22 protein-coding genes and 2 pseudogenes are annotated in these 22,277 nt (G+C 58.7%); 13 read left to right on the forward strand and 11 right to left on the reverse strand.

Translation table 11 applies throughout. The annotated features are described in order from the left end of the window. Nucleotides 1-6: 6 nt before the first annotated feature. From ISN39_RS33820 to ISN39_RS33830, 3 genes are all read right to left on the reverse strand, one after another. A complete protein-coding gene (locus ISN39_RS33820; protein ID WP_194732317.1) occupies nucleotides 7-1,791 on the reverse strand; it encodes a histidinol-phosphate transaminase in 1,785 nt (594 codons plus the stop codon). Next, nucleotides 1,788-2,981, reverse strand: a complete 1,194-nt coding sequence (locus tag ISN39_RS33825) for a DMT family transporter (RefSeq protein ID WP_194732318.1) — start codon at nucleotides 2,979-2,981, stop codon at nucleotides 1,788-1,790. The genes ISN39_RS33820 and ISN39_RS33825 overlap by 4 nt, the downstream gene beginning before the upstream one ends. Before the next feature lie 348 nt (nucleotides 2,982-3,329). After that, entirely contained in the window at nucleotides 3,330-4,547 is a 1,218-nt protein-coding gene (locus ISN39_RS33830; RefSeq protein WP_246763597.1) for an aminotransferase class I/II-fold pyridoxal phosphate-dependent enzyme, read from the reverse strand. A gap of 647 nt (nucleotides 4,548-5,194) precedes the next feature. Here ISN39_RS33830 and ISN39_RS33835 point away from each other — a divergent pair. After that, complete coding sequence (locus ISN39_RS33835; RefSeq protein ID WP_194732319.1) at nucleotides 5,195-5,458, forward strand: DUF2285 domain-containing protein; 264 nt, start codon at nucleotides 5,195-5,197, stop codon at nucleotides 5,456-5,458. Nucleotides 5,459-5,785: 327 nt separating this feature from the next. On the opposite strand, the gene ISN39_RS33840 is transcribed toward ISN39_RS33835, so the two are convergent. The 4 genes from ISN39_RS33840 to ISN39_RS33855 all read right to left on the reverse strand — a co-directional run bounded on the left by ISN39_RS33840 (nucleotide 5,786) and on the right by ISN39_RS33855 (nucleotide 7,744). Beyond that, entirely contained in the window at nucleotides 5,786-5,983 is a 198-nt protein-coding gene (locus ISN39_RS33840) for a hypothetical protein (RefSeq protein WP_194732320.1), read from the reverse strand. Between the two features lie 49 nt (nucleotides 5,984-6,032). Further along, nucleotides 6,033-6,605, reverse strand: a complete 573-nt coding sequence (locus ISN39_RS33845; protein ID WP_194732321.1) for a hypothetical protein — start codon at nucleotides 6,603-6,605, stop codon at nucleotides 6,033-6,035. A 180-nt stretch (nucleotides 6,606-6,785) separates the two neighbouring features. Next, nucleotides 6,786-7,178, reverse strand: a complete 393-nt coding sequence (locus ISN39_RS33850) for a hypothetical protein (RefSeq protein ID WP_194732322.1) — start codon at nucleotides 7,176-7,178, stop codon at nucleotides 6,786-6,788. Continuing rightward, complete coding sequence (locus ISN39_RS33855; protein WP_246763598.1) at nucleotides 7,175-7,744, reverse strand: TauD/TfdA family dioxygenase; 570 nt, start codon at nucleotides 7,742-7,744, stop codon at nucleotides 7,175-7,177. Before ISN39_RS33855 ends, ISN39_RS33850 begins: the two co-directional genes overlap by 4 nt. Before the next feature lie 457 nt (nucleotides 7,745-8,201). On the opposite strand from ISN39_RS33855, the gene ISN39_RS33860 reads away from it, so the two are divergent. The 10 genes and pseudogenes from ISN39_RS33860 (at nucleotide 8,202) to ISN39_RS33905 (ending at nucleotide 17,134) form a co-directional block, all read left to right on the forward strand. Then, nucleotides 8,202-8,651, forward strand: coding sequence for a GNAT family N-acetyltransferase (locus ISN39_RS33860; protein WP_194732323.1), 450 nt, complete (start codon nucleotides 8,202-8,204; stop codon nucleotides 8,649-8,651). A 399-nt stretch (nucleotides 8,652-9,050) separates the two neighbouring features. After that, nucleotides 9,051-10,973, forward strand: a complete 1,923-nt coding sequence (locus ISN39_RS33865) for a ParB/RepB/Spo0J family partition protein (RefSeq protein ID WP_194732324.1) — start codon at nucleotides 9,051-9,053, stop codon at nucleotides 10,971-10,973. A 227-nt stretch (nucleotides 10,974-11,200) separates the two neighbouring features. Continuing rightward, nucleotides 11,201-11,440, forward strand: coding sequence for a type II toxin-antitoxin system VapB family antitoxin (locus tag ISN39_RS33870; protein ID WP_096771613.1), 240 nt, complete (start codon nucleotides 11,201-11,203; stop codon nucleotides 11,438-11,440). Further along, a complete protein-coding gene (locus ISN39_RS33875) occupies nucleotides 11,441-11,875 on the forward strand; it encodes a type II toxin-antitoxin system VapC family toxin (protein ID WP_194732325.1) in 435 nt (144 codons plus the stop codon). A gap of 431 nt (nucleotides 11,876-12,306) precedes the next feature. Further along, on the forward strand, nucleotides 12,307-13,584 hold the full coding sequence (repC, locus tag ISN39_RS33880) for a plasmid replication protein RepC (protein WP_194732326.1): 1,278 nt from the start codon (nucleotides 12,307-12,309) through the stop codon (nucleotides 13,582-13,584). Continuing rightward, a pseudogene (locus ISN39_RS33885) lies at nucleotides 13,581-13,813 on the forward strand (thermonuclease family protein); the annotation flags it as partial. The gene repC and the pseudogene ISN39_RS33885, both read left to right, overlap by 4 nt. A 440-nt stretch (nucleotides 13,814-14,253) precedes the next feature. Beyond that, on the forward strand, nucleotides 14,254-14,586 hold the full coding sequence (locus tag ISN39_RS33890; RefSeq protein ID WP_194732327.1) for a DUF736 family protein: 333 nt from the start codon (nucleotides 14,254-14,256) through the stop codon (nucleotides 14,584-14,586). A gap of 120 nt (nucleotides 14,587-14,706) precedes the next feature. After that, a complete protein-coding gene (locus ISN39_RS33895) occupies nucleotides 14,707-14,910 on the forward strand; it encodes an antitoxin VbhA family protein (RefSeq protein WP_096771599.1) in 204 nt (67 codons plus the stop codon). A gap of 67 nt (nucleotides 14,911-14,977) precedes the next feature. Next, complete coding sequence (locus ISN39_RS33900) at nucleotides 14,978-16,030, forward strand: Fic family protein (RefSeq protein ID WP_194732341.1); 1,053 nt, start codon at nucleotides 14,978-14,980, stop codon at nucleotides 16,028-16,030. Nucleotides 16,031-16,249: 219 nt separating this feature from the next. Beyond that, complete coding sequence (locus ISN39_RS33905; protein ID WP_194732328.1) at nucleotides 16,250-17,134, forward strand: zincin-like metallopeptidase domain-containing protein; 885 nt, start codon at nucleotides 16,250-16,252, stop codon at nucleotides 17,132-17,134. On the opposite strand, the gene ISN39_RS33910 is transcribed toward ISN39_RS33905, so the two are convergent. From ISN39_RS33910 to ISN39_RS33925, 4 genes and pseudogenes are all read right to left on the reverse strand, one after another. Continuing rightward, nucleotides 17,131-17,625: a helix-turn-helix transcriptional regulator gene (locus tag ISN39_RS33910; RefSeq protein ID WP_194732329.1), complete on the reverse strand. Its 495-nt coding sequence runs from the start codon at nucleotides 17,623-17,625 to the stop codon at nucleotides 17,131-17,133. The genes ISN39_RS33905 and ISN39_RS33910 overlap by 4 nt on opposite strands. 182 nt (nucleotides 17,626-17,807) lie before the next feature. Then, complete coding sequence (locus tag ISN39_RS33915) at nucleotides 17,808-18,209, reverse strand: hypothetical protein (RefSeq protein ID WP_246763599.1); 402 nt, start codon at nucleotides 18,207-18,209, stop codon at nucleotides 17,808-17,810. Further along, nucleotides 18,200-18,598, reverse strand: a complete 399-nt coding sequence (locus tag ISN39_RS33920; RefSeq protein WP_194732330.1) for a TrbC/VirB2 family protein — start codon at nucleotides 18,596-18,598, stop codon at nucleotides 18,200-18,202. Before ISN39_RS33920 ends, ISN39_RS33915 begins: the two co-directional genes overlap by 10 nt. A 174-nt stretch (nucleotides 18,599-18,772) precedes the next feature. Then, nucleotides 18,773-19,552: pseudogene (locus tag ISN39_RS33925) on the reverse strand (ATPase, T2SS/T4P/T4SS family). Between the two features lie 368 nt (nucleotides 19,553-19,920). On the opposite strand from ISN39_RS33925, the gene repA reads away from it, so the two are divergent. Continuing rightward, nucleotides 19,921-21,117 (forward strand): plasmid partitioning protein RepA, encoded by a 1,197-nt coding sequence (gene repA, locus ISN39_RS33930; RefSeq protein ID WP_194732331.1) that lies wholly within the window; start codon nucleotides 19,921-19,923, stop codon nucleotides 21,115-21,117. A 123-nt stretch (nucleotides 21,118-21,240) separates the two neighbouring features. Continuing rightward, nucleotides 21,241-22,191, forward strand: a complete 951-nt coding sequence (gene repB, locus ISN39_RS33935) for a plasmid partitioning protein RepB (protein ID WP_194732332.1) — start codon at nucleotides 21,241-21,243, stop codon at nucleotides 22,189-22,191. Nucleotides 22,192-22,277: the final 86 nt, after the last annotated feature.

Consider the following 22,277-nt stretch of genomic DNA (forward strand, 5'->3'; position numbering starts at 1 on the left):
GGACGTCTATTCCGCTTTCCTTGATCCCCCGATCGAAGTTTTGGCCTGGCTCTGTGGGACTACACGCCATACCTTGTGCAGGGCAGAGACGAGGTGGTTGTTCTCAAAGGAACTGCGTACCGTCAAGCGGATGTAGCGGTCAGAATCCCGCATAGCCTGATATGCGCACTCCCGTATTAGAATGTTGTGCTCGATGGCAAGAATGCGCTTCAACATAGTGCCTGTCGGCCATTCATCTGGAAGTCTGCAGAAGACGTAGTTGGTCGCCGAAGGAGTGACTTGCATCCCATCGATCGCACGAAGGGAGGCCTCAAAGTTCTCGCGTTCAATGCGGATCCGGTGGAGGCTTTCCAAGAGTTCTGCTTCATACTCGGGAAGCAGCCAGAGCGCATATTCGCCGATGCCGTTGACGTTCCACAAGGGCAGCCGATCGCGCACCGTAGCTACAAGATCCTCGTCAGCGCTCAGCATGTAACCGAGACGCATGCCGCCCAAACCATATACTTTTCCGAGGCTCTTCAGCACAATGAGGTTTGGGTGGTCGGACAAGTATGGTTCAATACTCTCCGCGCGACCATTTGCCGGGAAATCTATAAAGGACTCGTCTACAATCAGCCGGCATGCCGCTGATTCCAGTACGCGGGCAAGCCGTCTCAGATCCTGTGAGGCGACAAGGCGACCGGACGGGTTGTTAGGATTGATGACGACAGCTGCGGTCGCGCCTCTCTCTCGTGCAAAATCCCCAAATTTGTTGACGTCGAGGTCGAACAACGGCTCCCGGAGCAAAAAGCAGAAGACGCGCTCGGCTGGCAGCGCAATCTGGAAGCCATTGAACGTTGGCGTTGGTATCGCTAGATACGGGTCGAGCACAGCATATAGTGCTTGTATAAGGTCGGCGACCCCATTCCCGACGGCGACGTGCTGAGGAGGGCGCCGAGTCATCTCCCCAACTCGCCTCGCCAGATGTTCGTGGCCGGAGGGATAGAACCGGAGCACCTGTGGGAGTCGCGCCGCCAACTGGTCGAAGAAACTTTGCGGCGGAAAAAACGGATTACACAGCAACAGATGTTCTGCAATGGGACGGCTCCAGTACCCTCCCGCCGTCCCGCTCACCCTCGCGTATCGCTCTTCGGCAGGCGCCAGGAGGAAGTTTGCGATCTCAAGGTCAACCGCGTCCTCGATCCTAACGCAAACTGCGGGCCCCTTTTCGTTCTCTCGAAATTCCTTATGCGAGCGCGCGGGGAGCGGCAGAGACTCGAGATTGCGTCCTAGTCGCGCCTGCCGCTCGATCCAGAATCTCAACGGCCCATCAACGGACGCTTGGTCGAGTAAGCACAAGCAAGGTTCGCTGTCACGCTTTCGCGGAGGCGCCGTCTCTGGGGATGGACGCCATCCGGCAATCCAATTGGTCGTGGGACGAGACAATACTTGTCGAATTGCCTCTGTTGAGCATGCGATATTTGCAGCAGCAACGAGCAGTCGGCATGGCCCCGCGTGCAGCTCGTCCAACACTGCAGCAAGCACGCTCTGTTCGTTTCCAATATCCAACACAACTATCGTTACGCCATCAGGAGTCGTCTTCTCGAGAACCTTCCGCACAGCCGACGAAGCATTTCCTACGAAGATCTTTGCGATTCCGACTTCCACAAGCTGCGATATGAGACGTTGGATCAACGGCAGGCCCTGCACGAGCGCGAGAGGCGCTGCCACTGAACCGCCCCATGTGTGTATCCGATGCTCTGGCGAAGCGTCGATGATGACCGCGACGACGTCTTTGCACGCCTCCATCATAGCTTCCATCCCGCTGGTTCGAGGTTCATCTTGGGGGCTCCTGCTAATCGGTGCCCCGAATTTGCGCTCGCTTCGTCCGCGGTGACATATGGCAACCGTGCCGATAAGGACAGCACCGGCCCAAGTGTCGCTGTCCCGACTTCCCCAAACAGCACGAACCCGAACACCGCAGCGTAGATGAGCTGCAGGAAGTCAAAAGGCGCAATGAACGACACGTCCGCGGAACGCAACGCGTAGGTCACATAGATGTGCGACAGGGCCGAAGCGACGCCGAGTGACAAGAGGATGGGCAGCGCTTGGATCGGCGGTGTACGCCAGAACCATATTGCAAGCGGGAGCGACAGAAGGGCCACCACGGCCACGAAGTGAGTGACGATCGACAGAGCGTCGAGCTCTGTCGCCAATCCTTTGACACACAAGATCGCCATGGCACCGGATACAGCTGATACGAGCGCCGGAAGGACGCTCATATTGGTTCCAGCGTTCGCGAAGCTGAGACGCGGCGCGCCTGCAAAGAGGAGGGCAACCACCATCGCGAGTAACAGGTACAAAGTCGCGCTCAACTCGATGATCACCAGCGCTGGGACCGTCGCGCCGTAAATTATACCGGCAACCCCGTCAACGCTCTTGCCCGACTTGTCTGTGTCCGAGGATCGTCCCCGTGTCGGAGCTGCAACCGAGCTATCAAGATGGTCCGTGAGGCGCCAACGCATATCGACGTTCCTCCGTCCGGACTTATAAAACCGACGGGCGCCTGGGCGCTGCATCGAGAGTCGCCTCCGGAGCGAACAAGCGTTCGGCCGCGCGAACGTCGCTCTCGTTGTCGGCCTCGAACGAACGCAGTCTGTCATGTGCATGGCTGAAAGGTTCAATTTGCCCTGGTCCACCAGGGAGCCGAGCACTTGCTCGGTGTAGGCGGCCGGGTGCTGCGCTACTTGGTCGAGTGCTGGATCGAGAATGTCCGCTGCTGTTGCTTGTGAAACGCGGAAGAGATTAATGGTCTTGTAAAGCGACATGCCGGCTCGCCGAAACGTCTCCGCGTTCTGCCTCATACGGAACTCGGCGATTCGCCCATCTGGCGCGAGCGCCGCGGCCGATCCTTCCAACGTCTCGTCGAACACAGCGAGAGCGGATGCGTCCACCGCCCCGTAAGCAAGGAGCCCACCCGCGACGGTGGTCTCGAAGACCACATCCCTCCGAGCAGGATCGTATCGCCGCGGCAGGGCGTATCGCGTGCTCGCCAGAGGGAGTAGGCACTCCCCGTCCGGTGGAAGACCGACGACTCGGCGTACGGGTTCCCGCATGAGCGCTCGATTGCCTCCCTGCGATAGCCGACGACTATCGTCGCCTGAGCAACACCCACCTCTGCCCGCCGCGACCGTGCTGCGCGTAGGATCGGAGTTCCCAGGATGGGGATTAGCGACTCCGGCTTCCGCCGCTGTGCAAGCGGACGGAGTGGCGATCCCGAGGCCTGCCGCAAGGATTACCTCCTGTCGGGGTGCGTTCCTATTGGTCATCGCCGCTTCCTTCGAGCGCGTTTAGCGCAGAGCGTTCAGCGCTGCGACCAGCTGCGGCAAACCCTCGCGCAGATCTTCGCCAGATACCCCGTAAAAAATCCTGAGACCGTGTTTGTCACCGAACGCGCTGCCGGACACAGTCGCTGTGCCCGCCTCCTGTATAAGGTAGGCAGCCAAGTCATCGACGGTATCAATCGTGCGGGCGACGTGGCGTCGTCCCAAGAGCTCCCGTACATCGAGATAGAAATAGAAGCCACCCTGCGCGTGTGGCCGCGGAACGTCGCGGAGCCTCTGGAGCATCCCCAGACCCGCCTCGCGATTGATTTCGAGCTGCCCCATTGCCCAACGATGAAATTGGCCGTCGTCCGAGCGGAGATGCTCCAGGACTGCGTACTGGCTGATCACGTTGGGGCACGACGTGATGTGGCTCTGCAAGGCCCGAACGGACGCGATTATGTTCGGGGGCGCCAACATATAGCCGACGCGCCAACCTGCAATCGCGAGCGTCTTGGAAAACGAATCGATGATGATGGTGCGCTCCCGAACCTCCGGGATCAGTGAGACAAGATGATGGTGTTGGTAGGGCGGATAGACAAAGGACCTGTAGCACTGATCGAAAATGATCCACAGATTGTGCTTGATCGCGATTTCGGCTACAGCGCGCAGATGACTCTCGTCGTACACAACGCCGGTCGGATTGTTCGGCGTGTTAACGATGATCGCACGGGTCCTTTCTGTCACCGCTTCCGAGATACTGCCGATGTCCATCTGCCCGTCTGCGGTATGCTGAATGTGCACAGGCAAGGCACCTCCAAGCCGAATCTGGGCTGGATAGGTCTGCCAGTAGGGCTGGGGGATGATGACCTCGTCACCGGGGTCGAGTAGGATGAACGTCAAATAGAACAGGCCCGGCTTCGCACCAGCGGTCACCGCGACCTCGTCCGCCGTCCACTCCTGACCTGTATCGCGTGAGAACTGCTCCGCAATGGCCAACCTCAATTCGGGCAATCCGATGGTATCGGTGTACCGGGTTTTCCCGCCTTTTACCGCCGCGATCGCGGCATCGGTCACCAGGTCCGATGTGCCGAGCGCGAACTCGCCGATGGTGAAATCAATGACGCGGCCGCGCTCGGCTGCAGGTTTCGCCGCCGCCCTTGCAGCTGATGTTCCAGACGGGCGCATGCCTTGTGCCCGCGCTGCAGGCGACGGGACGCGATGGACTTCTTCATGATCAAACATCTGAGATCCTGTTTTCGTGGCGTGGTGAATGCGTGGGTATCGGTTTTTCAACGTGTCCCCTGCCATAGCCGTGGCAGGTAACGCAACGAGGGAACTTCAAAAGTCGTGCCAGCTGTGCAGAAAGAACCTCAAAAAAATCTTCTGCTTGTTATTCAATGGCTTAAGTGATCTTGCAGCAGAACCAAGCCGAACAGCCCCCGTGCCACGCACTCGACAAAACCGACAGTCGTGTCGGTCATGTAAGCAAGTACGTCCTCTGTCCACGAGGCTAGCGAGCTTCGACACCTCAGCCTGTCTGGTTGGCGACCTGGCGCCGCTTTCCGTTAAGAGGCGATGAAAGATAACCGTCACGAATACATCTATGGCAGTACCGATCCCAAGGCTAATGAGGGGCTTGGAACGGTCATGGAATCGTTTTCGTCGGATTTCTTGGCTTGTTGCAGGTTGCGCTCCGTACAGTTTCTGCGTGGTATCGAGACACGTTGGCTTGGCTAAACGAAACCGCGACCTATCTTTTGCGGGCTTCTGGCCTTTCTAAACGGAAAGTTCAATTTTCGAGATCGGCATGAAGCATGCCGATCTCATACTAACGGCCAGTGATCGAGACCGAGCAGCTCCCTGATCGTCTGCGACTTGAGGATTGAACGATGAGCAAGCCCCTGCGGGAAGACGGCCCCCCTTTGACGGAAAGGGTGAATGACTACGACGAGGTCCACTCCGCGAGCTACCTGCGCCTACTCGACGCCGACGCGGAGGGCGCGGACTGGCGCGAAGCAGTCAGGATCATTTTCGGCATCGATCCCGATGTTGATCCCGTTTGCGCCAAGCGTATTCATGAGACGCATCTCGCTCGGGCCCGCTGGATGACGGAAGTCGGTTACCGGCACCTGCTCGATCCGCGCATGCAATAGTCGTTTCTATTTCTGCAGCTTTGAGCAGAACCGGCGAGCAAGAGCAAGTGGCGGGCTCCGCCCCCGAATTCTTAGAGTTGAGAATTCAACCGCAGCCTGCTTAAATTCGCGCAACCTCCCAATTCATAGAGTACCTTGCGCGGAACACCGTCCGCGGGGGGACTTGCTATGATGGGGCTGTGTCATACCGGGATCACGTTTTTCGCTTGGCTCAAGTGGTGGCCGCATCTGGTGCAAGCGCGCGATAGAGCGTCGCGCGGCGTACCCCAAGAGAAGAGTTCCTCGTCAAGAGGAATTTTTTCTTATGCGCTGTATGAACCGTTTCGATTAGGTCTCGCCTATGAATCGCAAGCCTTTGTCCGTCAGGCCCAGAGACGTCAAGCTTCCTTGCGTCAACACGGGATGCTGAACCATCGCAAGCTTATGATCGAGCAGGACGCGGATGCGTCGCCACGGTACGAGTTCTTCGCCACTCACGATCGCCGTCATGTCGGCCATGGCATTGCGGCGTTGAGGCTCTGTCATTACTGATCGACTATGCTCATGCGGTTCCTCCTTGACCCCCCTGGTGTCTTCAGAAACGCTCGTTATTGTCCTCTTCATAGCCAGGATAGTCATCTTCCTTGGCGTAGTATTCCGCCGCGTCATACGTGCTCGTCTTCTTGAAACGGTTCGCCAGATTATTATCAACCGCAACAAGGCGTGACAGGCCGTGAATTTTCAGGCGGCACGCCACGCACTCGAATTGGCTCGGCAGGTAATCCTGCGTTTCGACGACCAAGCCTTGCTCAGCATCCAGCTTCACAACCGCGGGCGTAATCGCCTCGCCCTGAACAAGTGCGATCGACGTGCAAGCAGGACAAGTCACGCGATGTCCCACCTGCCGCATTGCCCATACCTTTGCCGATTCCACCAAAGAAGGACGCTCGTCATCGCCCAGCGCGAGCCATTCCTTTCGGTGAGCCTCGACGTCGGCCAAAACCGCCTTCGCGCTCTTGTCTGCCTCCGCGGCAATGAGCTTTTCTGCAACCTCAGCTTCCAAGCCGTCGATAAAGTCCGTTAACGTCAGACCCATCGTCGCAAGGAGCGCCTTGTATGCCGCATAGAATTGCGGTTGCCAGGAAGAGCTGGCAATTCCCTCAAACACCGCTTCGCCTGAATGAAGTTCGCTGTTGCGCCGTCGGAGCTATGGCTGAAACTGGGTGATGACGGTTTGAGAAGGGCGGCGTATCGAGGCGGGTGATGAAGCCTGCCAGAACCTCTCAAGGAGAGCGATACGCCATGAACGAGACGATCAAAGCCGCAGAGCGCCGCTTGATCAGCCTCGTCACCCAAATTGCAGCATAGCTCTGCGCCGTCCCGTGTGCACCACACAGAAGCTATGGTTCTCCGAAACGAATAATTCCGGATAGATCCCAGTCAGCCGCTTGAACACTTCCGTGACAGTGATCGATTTTGGCGCGGTTTTACCCTCATTGGGCTCAAACCCGAGCGCATGGTACAGGTTGGTCCAGTTTTTATCATTGTCGGCAAGCAAGGCCGGGCTGACATTTGACAGGGCGGCCCTGCCCAGTAGTTCCAGAGCCAGGCTGGACCAGAGCGCCTGCTCCCATCCGTCGGCAGACTCCGCCATCCGTTCGGCATAGCGCAGCGCTTTCGCGAACAACGCTTCGGCATCCCAGTTATCAGGTGTCGGCCCGGGCTCAATCGTCTTCTTCACTGCAGCCTCCCCAAATACACGCGCTCAAGCCTGCGTCCCTCGCAACCGGACGGGACCAGCGCTCGGGCATGGAGCATGCGCCAGTTATCAATGACCAATGTATCGCCTCGCGTCGCGAGCGCGATCGGCTGGCACGCTCGGAGACGCATCGCCTCCCGGAATTGCGCGGAGCCCTCCTCGCCGGCTTTGCTGGCGGGCTGTATAAATACCTCATCCCATCTCAGGATGGCACCCTCTTCCACCGGCTGATAGATTCGCAGCAGCGGAAGTTTTCCCTGGACCGGACGGACGATCGCCCGTGCGAGAAGGTCAAGTCCGACGCTACGGGCCAGCTCGGCCCCGTCAATCAGCATTGTCGGCACTTCCCAGAAGCCGACGACACAGCGCAGCATTAGGTAGCGCGGCGGCGCGCGCCAGTGCGCCATGTCGGTATGAAACGGAAAGGCCTGGAGCCCATAGAGCCCGCTATAGGAGTTTGGCGTCGAGGCTTCTTTCGCGGCCGGCGTCAGGGTGTGCACGGGATCGCCGTCGCCAAGCGACAACGGCTGGCCGAACGACGCGGCCACATCGCCAGCCGATCACTCCGGCCGCCAAGCCGGCATCAGGGCATAGCCGCGTTCGAGCACCTGGTCCCGAAGGCTGTTCATCCAACCATCCGTTGCTGGTTTCTCTGTCAGCACGATAGCCGGATGCCACCCTCACGCGCAATCTCACTTTTGCCAGCGGAGTTCGCCGGCGACGCGGAGCGCTACATACTCGGAGCGGCGACGGCGAACGGGCGGTCTCCGGCCGATACTACATGGAACCGCTTGCCGGGGGCAGTCGGTCCCGGTTTCCGCCCTGCGGTCGGCGCTTCTCTAATCGGCGTGTCGAGGTCAAGCGCCTTTCGCGCATTTTCTGGGCGGAACGAGTGAGATCGTCGTCCGCAGTCGGCCACAAAGATGACTTTGCGGCTTGGCGAGTATGGACTAGGCGCTGTAGATAGTAGGCCATTTGAAAGCCCTCCATATTTGCTGAGACCCGATGACCCCACCTAAAATTCGACCAGCGGAGCCTTCTGATTTACCTGGCATTTTGGCTCTCTATCGTCAGCTCAACCCCGGCGATCCTGTTCTCGATCTTCCCTCAGCCGAACCAACGTGGTTGGCATTGCTTTCGTGCGGCCTGACAACAGTGTTGGTGGCCGAAATGGAAGGAAAGCTTGTGTCGTCCTGCACACTTGCGATTGTGCCGAACCTGTCTCGGGGCGCTCGCCCTTATGGTGTGATCGAAAACGTGGTTACCGACGCAGATTATCGTCGGATGGGACTGGGACGCGCTGTTTTGCATGCTGCACGCGACAAGGGGTGGGAAGCCAACTGCTACAAGGTGCTGCTTGCGACGGGCTCCCAAAGGGAGTCGACTTTGCGGTTCTACGAGGGGGCAGGCTTTCAGCGAGGCGGAAAGACGTATTTCGAGATTCGCCGACCTTAACCCCGGACAGCGACTTCATGTCCGCTTGTGGCGCAATCCAGCTGCGCCTGCCCTTTTAACCGGTCAAGCGGTGCGCGAAGTGGCTTCGGCCGCTGCGCCGCTTCGCCTGGTATGCTCATTGTTTCCTTCAGTAGGGAAAGGGCGCTCTGCCCCCTCTCCCCTGCAAGGGGAAAATCGGCCTCCCCGTCCTTCCTCAGCTCGCTCGGCTCGCTTCGTGCAGGATCGACGCGGATCCGCATCCGCGGATTTGCGTCGCCCCTTCGGGCGGGTGATCCCCCTCCGATTTGTCCCCTTGCCCCCTCTCCCCCGCTGTTCCGCACGAGCTCGGGGAGCAGGAGCGGGGCTCCTGCCCCTTCGGGCACGAGACCGCTTCGCGGGAAAAAGGGAAAAGGGAATATCATGACCGAGATCATCACCATCGCATTGAACAAGCTGGACGCCGATCCGAAGAACGTCCGCAAGGCCTACAGCGCCGAGGGCGTCGAGGCGCTGGCCGCCAACATTCGAGAAGACGGCTACCGCCTGTTACAGAACCTCGTTGTTCGCAAGGGCGAGAAGAAGGGCCGCTATTTCGTGACGGCGGGCGGCCGACGCCTTGCCGCACTCAATCTGCTGGCCAAGGCGGGGGAGATCGCCAAGGATTTCCCCGTCGAGTGCAAGGAGCGCGAAGGCGAGATCGCCACGGAAATCAGCCTTGCCGAGAACATCTTGCGCGAGGACATGCACCCGCTCGACCAGTACGAGGCATTCGACGCGCTTGCCAAGCAAGGCAAGGACGTTGCCGACATCGCGGCCCGTTTCGGCACGACCGAAATCATCGTTCGCAAGCGGCTGGCGCTCGCCCGAGTGTCGCCGGTCCTGTTGCAGCTTTATCGCGATGAGGACATGAGCTTTGCGCAGCTATCGGCCTTCACCATCAGCGATGACCACGAAAGGCAGGTGACGGTTTGGAACGCGCTTCCCTCTTGGAACCGCGATGCGCATTCGATCCGGCGTGCGCTCACCGAGGAAATGATTGCCGCGACGGATAAGCGCGTGCAATTCATCGGCGGACTGGCGGCTTACGAGGAAGCCGGGGGAGCAGTCAAACGTGACTTGTTCGATGACCGTAACGCCGGATATGCGACGGATGCCGCCTTGGTCGAAAAGCTCGTAGCGGAAAAGCTCGAGGCGACCGCCTCGAACGTTCGCGCCGAAGGCTGGAAATGGGTAGAGTGCTCCCCAACCGCCCCCGCTGGCTATCATGCCATGAAGCGCCACTATCCGGAGGCGATTGCTCTTTCCGAGGAAGATCAGGCCGCGCTTGATGCCGCACAGACCGAATATGACGAGCTTGCCGAGTTGATCGAAAACGGCGTGGCCGACGACGAGGCAGAGACAAAGCTGACGGAGGTCGAAAAACGGATAGACGCGCTCAATGCCCGGACGGAAGGGTACAGCCCCGAGGCGTTGGAACAGGCGGGAACCCTCGTTTTCCTCGACTATTACGGTCGGCTTGCCATCGAGCGCGGTCTCGTAAAGCCGGACGAAAACGCCGAGATGGAGGACAGGGATGATGATGGTGAGGGCCACCCGAGCGGCAAGGGCACGGAAGCACCCAAAGTCCCGTCTATCAACCATTCGGCGGCCCTGATTGAGGACCTTACGGCACATAAGACTGCTGCGCTGCGCATCGAACTGGCGAACAATCCGGAGGTCGCCCTTGTTGCCGTCGTTCATGCGATGCTGTTGCGCGTGGCCTACCCGTACAACACGGAGCAGAGCGCCCTTCAATTGTCGCTGACATACGAGCGCTTGGAGCCGTCGATCAAGGACGCCGAAAGCTGCAAGGGCCTGGCCGCCTTCAATGACCTTGCAGACAACTACGGCCATCACCTGCCCGGCAATCCTGCCGATCTGTTCGATTGGCTCTTGGAGCAGCCGCAGGACAGCGTGCTTTCGCTGCTGGCGTTCGGCGCAGCGCACGCGGTCAATGCGGTGGAGAAGAAGTTCACGGACCGGAAAAAGGGTATCGAGCAGGCGAACCAGCTTGGCCACGCGCTCAAGGTGCATATGTCGGATTGGTTCGAGACGACCGGCGACAGCTATTTTAAGCACGTCAACCGGACGACCATTGAACTTGTGGTGGCCGAGGCGAAGGGCGGTGAAGCGGAATTGTCGGTGAGAGCCGCGACTAAGAAGTCCGAGGCGGTGACAATCGCGGACCGCCTTGTTAACGGAAGCGGCTGGCTACCGGCCCCTGTTCGGATATCCTCACCCGAACAGATCGACGAGGGCAAAAGCTCTGCCGAAGACGAGCAGTTCCCCCAAGCGGCTGAGTAACCAGTCGCGGGCCGGTCACGTTACCCGCGTGATCGGCCCTCCCGCTGTTTGGAGCGCACCGATGATTGCGGGCAGGATCGACCTGGCCCGCAATCATGTTGAGGGGAGGCCCGACCCCCTCCCCTCAGTCCCCTTCCCGCCCGGTTTCGGACGGCGCGATTGCGTATTTGTGTTGATGAGGATATGAAAAAAAGGATATGATAATATCCTCGAAAGGATATATGCCGATGCCGCTTTACATCAAGGATCCCGAGGTGGACAGGCTCACCGAGGAGCTTATCGGTCTCACGAAATCCAGCAAGGTTGAGGCGGTTAAAGCCGCGCTCAAGCACGAGATCGCCAACCACAGAGGTAGTCTGCCAATGCGCGAGCGGCTTGCCAAGTCCCTCGCCATGGCGCGCGAAGCTGGCCCGTTCGCTCCCGGCGACCATAAGCGCGAAACAGATGAAATGTGGGGCGAAGACTGAATGCTGTTCGTTGATGCGTCTGTCGTCGTCGCCATCCTCGCCCAGGAGCAAGACGCCGCCGAACTCATGGGCCGGTTAGAACGGGACGGCGGTCCTTTTTACGTATCAGCCGTGGTCCGTATGGAGGCCACCCTGTCGCTGACGCGCAGGCTGGCCGAGGCGACCGGTAAGGACAAGCCCGCCACTGCCGAAATGATGGAGATCGCCCGCCGCTTGGTCGATCAATTCGTTGCCGATCTGGAAGCGCGCGAGGCAATGATTTCCGGCGATGTAGGTAGCAAAGCTCTCGATGCCGCTCGGCAGTTTGGAAAAATTGTGAATCATCCGGCCAAGCTGAATATGGGCGATTGCTTCACCTATGCCTGCGCCAAGGCTTACCGCATGCGGATTGCCTACAAGGGCGATGATTTCGGCCAGACCGATCTAGGCTGGTAGAATCACTGAAGGTTCCCGATTTCTCGAGTCGGCCGCATCCTGCATCATTTTGCTGCAACACGCCATGTCCGAAGCAGCCTATTCGGCGTCGATACTAAGCGCGAAATTCTGAAAAACCAATACATTGACGCCATAGACACGCACCTTAGGCGGTTATGCGTGTAGCACGTTGTTGCGCCATTATGCTTTATGACGCTATGTTTTCAAATCAGCGGAATCAGCGCGATTCCGGAGCTGACATTCTGACCATATTTACGGAGAAGACACACCGACCAGAAAAGAAAAACCGCTCCCGAAGAAATCCGGAAGCGGTCTGTGAGTCGATAAATTAGCCAAGTCACTTCTCGCAGACCCTCCCTTCCCTGTCAATGACGAAAGCACCTTTTCGGTGAACGGCGAAGCTTTCCCTGGTCTCAAGACGGAGACGAGGAATGGGGAATACCCAAACGCATCAGCGGCCAAACGGCCGCCGGATAACGCCGCAGCGTGCCCACTTTTGCCGGCTGGCAGAGTCGGCACGAGTCGGGACGATTACGCGCGCCCAATTGGCCGTACTTGTTCAAAGCCTTCCGTGCATTGGCCTGATCAATGGAACCGAAAGCCATTTGCTGGTAGCTTTGATCAACACGGCTCAGGCCGATACATTCGACAAATCGGGCCGTCCGATCGTGTTTAAGTCCAACCAACAACTGGCGTTTGAAATCGGCCGGTCGGTCGGCCGCGTCAGCCGTATGTTGTCGCGCCTGTTCGACGCTGGTCTTATCACCATGCAGGACAGCGGTAACTACAAGCGCTATCCCATACGCAACGGCGAAGGCGAGATCACGGACGGGTGCGGGATTGACCTGCGAATTCTGATCGTTCGATATGCCGAACTCGATGAATTGGTCAGGCAGGCGCGCGCCGAGAAGAAGGCCGCAGATGCGGCTTTGCGGCGCTATCGGGGCGCGCTGCGCAACGCTCGCCAAGCCCTAGCGATCGCTACCGAGCAATCCGAGCACGTTATGAGGCTGATCGAAGGCCGCATCGATCGCGTGAGCAATCTTGTTGGGATCGCGGGCAAGGCCACGAGCGGTACGCTACGCCGGGCAACAGCCCTCTTGAAATGGTTTGTAGAGCGATTGATGCAACTTCCGCGCCGATCGGCAGAGGTGCAAGAGACCCAAAATATGACATGCCCGCATGTCGAAAACGGCATGCACAAACAGATTACAACCCCCTATCCACTTGCAGATAGTAGTGAAGAACGGCGTTCGGCTAATGCCGAACAATTCAATTCCCTTGAGGCTGGCTCCGCCAGCAAATGGGCTTTTGAAGAAAGCCTCGGGCGGCGCCGGAGCGAAATCAACCAGCCACAGCGCCTGCCGCAGGCAATAGTGGCCTTGCAAGACGTGCTTAGGGCGGTGCCAGCATTGAAGACCTATGGGTTTACGCCCACCAGTTGGGCCGACCTGGCGCGGGCCGTGCCGCTGATGTGCCGATTTGCCGGGATCTCCGAGGATGCCCGCCGCCGCGCCGTCGAGCTGATGGGCGAGCAGCAAGCCGCCGTCGCGGTCGCCTTGACGCTAGAGAAATACGACCGGCAGGACGTCAAGTCGCCGGGAGGCTATTTGCGGGCCATGTCGGACCGCGCGGCCGCGGGCAAATTGCGTCTCGCCCGCTCCGTTTTCGGGCTTGCCGCCCGAAATTCCATGGAGGTCACACATTGAGACGCAATGCCCTATAGACGCTTTAGCCGCCTTTTTGATCAGCCACGGCACTGTGGAGGCCGCCGACATGTCCGGCCGAGCCCGTGTGATTGATGGCGACACCATCAGCATCAGACAGCAGCGCATCAGGATCGCGGCCATCGATGCCTGCGAGCGCGACCAGACCGGTTTGAAGGATGGCAAGGTCTGGCGCTGTGGCGCCGCGGCCCGCAGCTATCTTGGAAAAATGAGTCCGTACGACTATCGCCGTTCGAAATCTTCCAGGATTCCATGACCGAAATAGCCGACTTAGCGCGATGGCAGCCGACGGATTTCGATCCATATTGCTTCACGGTTTTGGCGAAAAGCCGGGATTTCCGTTGATCATGGCGGATTTGTGAATAATATTGGTGCAGCCTTTGCGGCTTTAGGCTGATGACGAACAGGAGGCGCGTTGCCAGAAGCGGTCATGTCTCACCCCTCCAAGGCGGTTGCTTTTGACGCTCGTTCGCACGTCGACGCGGTTGGCGCAAAGCGGAGGACACAAAAATTTCCCCGCCTTCGGCCTCCTCGCGATACAAATTTTTGCGTCCTCTCGCCTCCTCCGCTCATGCTCCGGCCTACGGTGCGCACCGCTTTCCGCCGTGCCCTTGGAACGATCATCGCAACCACCAAAGAGGAGTGACTGACATGACCACCACCAACTACATCCAGTTCGACGGCGACAACCTCGACACTGCAAAGGGCGCAGGCCTCATCTCCACGATCGACCGCGACCTGGACATCAAGGCTGTGCCGTTCACGTCCGACAATGAAAAGGCCCCGACGCACCGCGTTTATGCCAAGTCACCGCGCGGCCATGATATCGAGGTCGGCGGCATCTGGAAGAAGAAGAACCAGGACGGTAAGCCCTACTACACCCTTTCGATCCGGCGCCTTGGCTTTAACGCCAATCTGGGCCGGTTCCCCGGCCAGGACGATCCGACACTGCAGGCGATTATCGAATGGGAACCCCGCGATTGACCCGCGCAGAGCGCCCGGCGACCAGCCGGGCGCTCACCGTCGAAAGGCCAGAAAGTCCCGCAAAGTGCTGGATTTCCAGCATTTTTCCTGATAGGGTGGCCGGTAACTGGAGATTTGACGATGAACGTTCATTCCCGCCGTCCGGATCGTTCCCCGGAAGCCGTAGCAAAGCGCAAGAAAGCCACCGATCAGGCGCGCGCTGCCAATATCCGGCAGGGTTACACGCACGATCCTGTCCTCGAGGACGCTACCGCCGCCTACGTCGCTGGCGAGATCACCCGCGAGGAGTACCGTCTGCGCGTCGTGCGCGCTCCGGCACAATAGGCCTTTCAACCCTCTAAAGGCAAAAAGCCGCCTGCAGCAAGCAGGCGGCTTTTTGTTGACCTTAGCCATGGCAGACGAGCAGACCAAAGGTAGCTATACCTATCCCAACACCTCTGACGATCCGGATAGGAGGGATGTGCTGCGCAACAGGTTCGGCATCCAGTCGCAATCGGAGCTGCGCACCGAAGAGTACCGTGCTGCGGCTTTCCGGATGGCGGAAATTGCCGAAGGTGATGGCCCGTCTGGAAATTTCGACAAGCAGCACCTGAAGGCAATTCACGGCTACATTTTTCAAGACGTCTACGAGTGGGCGGGCCACACACGCAACGAAACTCCGATCGTTGACGGCCAGCGGGTGGAGCCGATTGGAGGCCTGTCCAAAGGCGGCACCTCGTTCCTGCCCGGTTCGCGAATAGAAATGGGCCTGGATGAGGCCCTGAAGCCGATTCGAGATCCGCAAGCCCTTCTCAATGCAACGCCAGAGGAATTCGCCGACAGAGCCGCGAAAGTTCTCTCCGAGCTGAACTATGTGCATCCATTCCGAGAGGGAAACGGGCGCACGCAAGAGGCCTTCATTTCGGAGCTCGGCTGCCAATACGGGCACGAGATCGATTTCACCGTCATCAGCAAGCCACGCATGCTCGAGGCGTCGATTGCGACCACCAACGATCCGTCGAGTTCGGCAATGAAACACGTGCTCGAAGACGCGATCAATCCGAACCGACGTGAAGCCTTGCGCGCGGCCTTTGCCGACCTTGAAGAACTCGGTGAGAAACCATTCGAGCACAACATACGCACCGCCCGCGCCGGCGAAGAAATCAGCGGCCAGGTTCTCGGACACGACAATCGCATAGCCACTTTCGTAACCGATCAGGGTATCGTTGCCGCCGATCGCGCCGACCTGCCTGAGCGCCTACCGAATGAGGGCGAAGAGATCACCATCACTGCTCGTTCGGACTTTTCCCGGCTGGAGCGTGCGCAACCGGCCCAGGAGCCGCAATCGCAGCAGCAGCCCGCCAGGCAGCCGCAGCAGGACAATAACCCGGAGCTCAAGGCAATCGAGGCGCAAATGGCGGCACAGCGAAGCCGTGAGCGCGATGACGACGAGCGTGGCCGGTGACCAGCTCCGGCGATAACAAGCTGCATGATGCTATCTATGTTCGGGAGGCACCAAGTTCTGCGCCTTCCCTTTCCGTCGGATGATTGACGGACAAGCTACGATAGCCCCTCCCCCACGCAACCGCTAACGCAGTCCTCCACTTCGTTGCGGCCCTTTGGGTGCATGGGCTCGCTTCGGCTATCTCCGTTTTTTGCCGTCAACCAACGGAAGGAGACGGCAATGCAGAACATCAAGGACACCTACCAGCGCATCACCGACGCCATCATTGAGCAGCTTGAAGCCGGCACTAAACCGTGGATCCGGCCCTGGCGCGGAAACAGCCGCGGCTCTCTCGTTCCGCGCCGCGCAACCGGGGAAGCCTATCGCGGAATCAATGTCCTGATGCTGTGGCTCGCAAGCGAGCTTGCCGGCTACGAGGAAAGCACCTGGATCACTTATCGCCAAGCTCAGGATCTCGGCGGCCAGGTCCGAAAGGGCGAGAAAGGAGCCCTCGTCGTCAAATACGGCACTTTCACCCCGAAGGAGCGCGAAGATGATGACGAGCGCGCAATCCCCTACCTCAAAGGCTACACAGTTTTTAACGTCGAGCAGATCGACAATCTTCCGGCGCGGTTCTACCACCCGACTGAGGAGCTGCCGGCGACGACGATACCGCTTCTGGAAACCGTCGAAACATTCGTCCGCAATACCGGCGCCGCGGTCACATACGGCGGAACAATGGCTTGCTACCGTCCCGCAGTCGACGATATCCTCATGCCGGACCGGGCAAGGTTCGCGGGCGAAGTCCACCTTTACTCGACCCTGCTGCATGAGATCTCACACTGGTCAGGCGCAAAGACCCGCCTGGACCGAGACCTGAGCGGCCGATTCGGCGGCGAGAGCTACGCGATTGAGGAGCTAGTTGCCGAGCTCTCCGCTTCGTTCCTGTGTGCTGATCTTGGTGTCGCGCACGATCCTCGCGACAATACCGCCACCTACCTCGAGAGCTGGCTCAAGGTGCTGAAGTACGACAAGCGGGCGATCGTCACAGCGGCCGCGAAGGCCCAGGCTGCCGCCGATTTCCTCAACGGTCTCCAATCTCAGGAGCAGAGTAAGGTCGCCTAGCGGCCTTCATTCATGCTGGTCGACGAAGCCTCTGCCCCTTGCTCCCCAGGCGGCATGCGCTTCAAGAGCCGGATCAGGTCGCGCGTGGTGTCCGGTGGCAGCCGTTCAATTAGCCTCGTCAGCGTTCGGCGCTCTTCCGCCTCTTCCGGCGTCTTACCCCAAAGGTGCGGCGCAGCTTCAAAGATCATGTCTAAGGGCATGAAGCCCATGAGCTCACAGAGATGAATCAGGCGGGGAACGGTCATGCGCGATTCCGCGCGCTCGTACCGCCCATAAACGGACACGGAAAGCCCGAGCAAATGAGCCAATTCCGCTCGGGAGAGGTTTTTGGATTCACGAATGTCCTTTAGAAAATTCGAGATCCGTTCATCCATTTCTTTTGCGGTTTGGATGCCTTCGAAGCCGGACTTCCGATAGACCGGCCTCTCTAATTCCGGATCGTTTGTTTCAATTAAACCGCGTGCGCTTTTGTAGCTGCTTAGATCAATCACGATCCTACCTTTATTGTATGAAATGCCGCCCTCGGCGGCCACTATGCACCAAATTTAAGCAATTTGGCACACCCCCTCCTCCTGAATCACAGCGGTTTTTCCTACCTATTTGGGGGGATTTTTAAGATGCGACCAGAGGCAGTGAACCGAAATGCTTCAAGTTATGCCATCGATGTGGAGCACTAACATTGTTCGAAAAACGCAAAAAAGCAATTAACGATTCTTCGCAGCACCATCTTCCAACCGTCCGGCTTCGCTTGAAAAACTGCTTCAATTTGCGTTTCACCTTCGATCCAGGTCAGCCGCGCCATCAGCTCGCAGGCCATCTCGCCCTGCGAAATTCGGATACAGCGGTTAACGCTCACCTTTGAACCAATGCCATGCTTTTTTAGGTCCCATTTGGATAAGTCGAACAGCTGGGCTTTCGCTTCATCGTCGGTCGGCCATGTAGCCTTTTCGGCTTCGGCCTGCACGATCTTCAGTTGAGGCAAAATGGTTTCAGAAATGTCTCTTTTCCCGGCCGTCGGGCGGCCGAGGTGAGGCGCAATGTAGACACCGAGCACGCAGCCGAAATCTACGCCCAACCCGTCAGGCAGGCAACCGCAGCCCAGTTAACGTGACAATACCCTGCAGGTTGCTCGGCAACAAACGAGCCTCCGATCGTAGCGCCGGTCGACCCGAAGAGGCCGACAATCGTTGTGGCGCCAGGCAGGATCCCTGCGACGAGCACGACATACATCAGTCGCCGCGCGAAATCGTTGAGTTCTCCGCCGAAGATCAGCATGCCGCCGGCAATCGCGACGGCCGCCAATGCGATGTAGCCGGCGACCGGTCCCGTGATCGACTGCTGGATCTGCTCGAGCGGGCCCTCCCAAGGCAGGCTCCCGCCTGAACCGGCGAATGCAGGCCCAGCAAGTGAGACGCAAATCAATGCGCCGATAGTTCCCAAACGGAGATAGCGATTATGCAGCATGACTGTCCTCATCGATCTGCGGAGAGTGTTCTGTCTGGTAGCGCGAGCCGTTGAACCCCTCGACGTGGAGTACCTCCCGCACCCGTCGTCCCCGCCCTGCGCGCTCGATCGAGATCACAAGATCGACCGCTTCGCCGATCACGGCTTGCATTGGCTGTTGGCTAGCTTCCGACGTCAGTTGCTCGAGGCGCCGAAGCGCCGACATTGCGGTATTGGAATCGATGGTCGTGACGCCGCCGGGATGTCCTGTGTTCCAGGCTTTCAGCAGGGTCAGCGCCGCGCCGTCGCGGACCTCACCAACGATGATGCGATCGGGACGCAGACGCATCGTGCTTTTCAGCAGCCTGGCCATATCGACCGCGCCGCTCGTGTGAAGGCAGACGGCATTCTCCGCTGCGCATTGGATCTCGGACGTATCTCGAGGATCACCATCCTGTCTTCCGGGGCTGCCGAGACGATTTCGGCGATGACTGCGTTTGCAAGGGTTGTTTTGCCTGAGCCCGTGCCGCCAGCGATGACGATGTTCAGGCGATTGGTGATGGCACTGCGAATGATCGAGGCTTGCGCTTCGGTCATGATCTTGGTGGTCACGTCGTCGTCGAGTGGAATGAGCTGCGAAGCACGCCTTCGGATAGTAAACGTCGGCGAGTTGACGACGGGAGGCAGAAGCCCTTCGAAGCGATGGCCGCCAATCGGTAGTTCACCAGAGATAATAGGCCGTTCTCCATCGGCTTCGGACTGGAGAGCGTGCGCCACCGATCCGATAACGATCTCGGCTGCGGTAGCCTGCATTTCGCCGGCTGGCGCAACGCCGTGACCCAAGCGCTCGATGAAGAGCTTACCATCTGGGTTGAGCATGATCTCGACGACTGTCGGGTCTTCAAGGGCAATGCAAAGGCGCTCGCCGAGTGCGTCCTGGAGTTTGCGGACAAGGCGGGAGTGCGACTGAAGCATGGGGAAGATCGTCTCCTCGTTTGAGTGCGTGAGGAGACAGACCCCGGTGGCCGCGCGAAGTCTATGCGCAATTTTGCACCTCGCGAGTCGCGGGTGATTCCGTCACGGTCGCGTCGATTCGGTGGAGGGGCAGCAAGTTCCGCTGTTGGAGCAGAATATGAATCACAGGAAATATGACCCGCGAGAATGCATCATAAGGTGGATAAAGCGCTGGAATCTAACGATTAGTTGAGCTGACGCTGGAAATCTTCGTTTCGCGTTAAGGCTTTGTTAACTTTAAAAATCTTGCAAAACACGTTGGAATGAGTTGTCTTATCCACGGCAAAAAGATGTATTTACGAAATTTACCGTGTGTACGAGAGGACGTCGTGGAGAATCCCGCTCAGCTTCAGAAGGCTATCCATAAACTGATAGCGGCGCACGCGCGAGATCTCTCGGGCGCGCTTCACGAGCATCGTGTGAAACTCTATCCACCCGAAGCTCGAAAGACGCTTCGGTCGTTTTCATCGACGGAGGCCGCGAAGCTCATCGGTGTCAACGATGGCTACCTTCGCCATCTTTCGATCGAGGGCAAGGGGCCGCAGCCCGAGATCGGAAATAACAATCGCCGTTCGTATTCGGTCGAGACTATTCAGGCACTCCGCGAGTATCTCGACGAGAATGGCAAGGGTGACCGTCGGTACTCACCGCGTCGCAGTGGGCGCGAACACTTGCAAGTTATCACCGCGGTAAACTTCAAGGGAGGCAGCGGTAAGACCACCACGGCTGCTCATCTTGCTCAATATCTTGCACTGAATGGATATCGGGTTCTCGCGATTGATCTCGATCCGCAGGCAAGTATGTCCGCGTTGCACGGTTTCCAGCCCGAGTTTGACGTCAAGGACAACGAGACGCTCTACGGCGCCGTTCGTTACGACGAAGAGCGTCGCCCGCTGAAGGACGTCATCAAGAAGACCTACTTCACGAACCTAGACCTGGTGCCCGGCAATCTCGAGCTCATGGAGTTCGAGCACGACACTGCGAAGGTACTTGGCTCGAACGATCGTAAGAATATCTTCTTCACTCGCATGGATGACGCGATCGCATCTGTGGCCGACGACTACGATGTCGTCGTCGTGGACTGCCCTCCCCAGCTGGGCTTTCTCACGATCTCGGCGCTTTGCGCGGCGACTGCCGTACTGGTGACGGTACACCCGCAGATGCTCGACGTTATGTCGATGTGCCAGTTCCTTCTCATGACCTCGGAGCTCTTGAGCGTCGTTGCGGATGCTGGCGGCAGCATGAACTACGATTGGATGCGCTATCTAGTCACGCGGTACGAACCTGGCGACGGTCCGCAGAACCAGATGGTATCGTTCATGCGAACCATGTTTGGCGAGCACGTTCTCAATCATCCGATGCTGAAGAGCACGGCAATCTCGGACGCCGGCATCACCAAGCAGACGCTCTACGAAGTCAGCCGGGACCAGTTCACCCGCGCGACCTACGATCGAGCAATGGAGTCGCTCGACAACGTCAACAGCGAGATCGAGCAACTGATTCAATCGTCGTGGGGGCGGAAATGATACTGACGAAAAGCGCCCGATGCCCCCTCGCCCTTGAAAAGTTGCCAGCCGGAAACTTTGGGCCTAACGGCTTGGAAACGCTCGTTGGTTTCGCGATTTCCGCTGCGAAGAAAGGAGCCGCAAATGGCTAGGAAACATCTTCTTTCCGACCTCGCAGGTCCAAAGTCGTCAGCAGCTGACTTGTCTCCAGAGGAAAGCGTCACACCTCAATACGCTCCTCGCGGTGCCATTGGTGCCGTCTCCCGATCGATCGAGCTCTTGAAGTCCCAATCTCTGATGGAGCTCGACCCCGATCTGATCGACGCACCGTCCGTCATCGACCGCCTCGACGAGGATGGCGAGCAGTTCGAGGAGTTTGCGCGCAACATCCGCGAGAACGGACAGCAGGTTCCAATTCTCGTTCGACCGCACCCCTCAATCGAGGGGCGCTATCAGGTCGCCTATGGGCGTCGGCGCCTTCGTGCTGTGAAGCAGGCCGGGCTCAAGATCAAGGCGGCAGTCAGGACCTTGACGGACGACGAGCTCGTCTTGGCCCAAGGCCAGGAAAACAGTGCTCGCCAGGATCTGTCATTCATCGAACGTGCTCTTTACGCTGCGGAACTCGAGGCGAGCGGAGTTCAGCGTTCAGTCATCATGGCGGCTCTTGCCGTCGATAAGAGCAATCTTTCCCGTCTGATCCAGGCTGCAACGCAGCTGCCAGCTGATGTCATCCGTTCAATCGGGGCTGCCCCTAAGACCGGACGCGATCGTTGGGTCGAACTTGCAACGCGGCTGGGCAAGGACGGAGCGGTCGACAAGGCACGCGAAGTATTGTCCGATAGCACGATCAAGGCCCTCCCCTCGGACGAGCGGTTCGCGGGGGTCTTCGAGGCTCTAGCGCCGAAGAAGCCTAGGAAGGAAAAAGCTCAAGCTAAGGTTTGGCAGGCCGACGATGGCGTCAAGGCAGCAAGCCTCCGGGAAGACAAACGCACGCTTACGCTGACGATCGACAAGAAGGCGGCCCCTGATTTTGGGGATTACCTTGTGTCGGTCCTGCCAGAGATCTACGCCTCGTTCAAGAAAACGAAGCAGTAGGTAATTCGAGACGAGGAAAGGATCGAAAGAGCAAAGAAAAAGCCCTCCGAAACGGTGTTCCAGAAGGCCTCTCTCAGTTTGGTCGC

This window comes from Rhizobium sp. 007, from assembly GCF_015353075.1.
Taxonomy (GTDB): domain Bacteria; phylum Pseudomonadota; class Alphaproteobacteria; order Rhizobiales; family Rhizobiaceae; genus Rhizobium.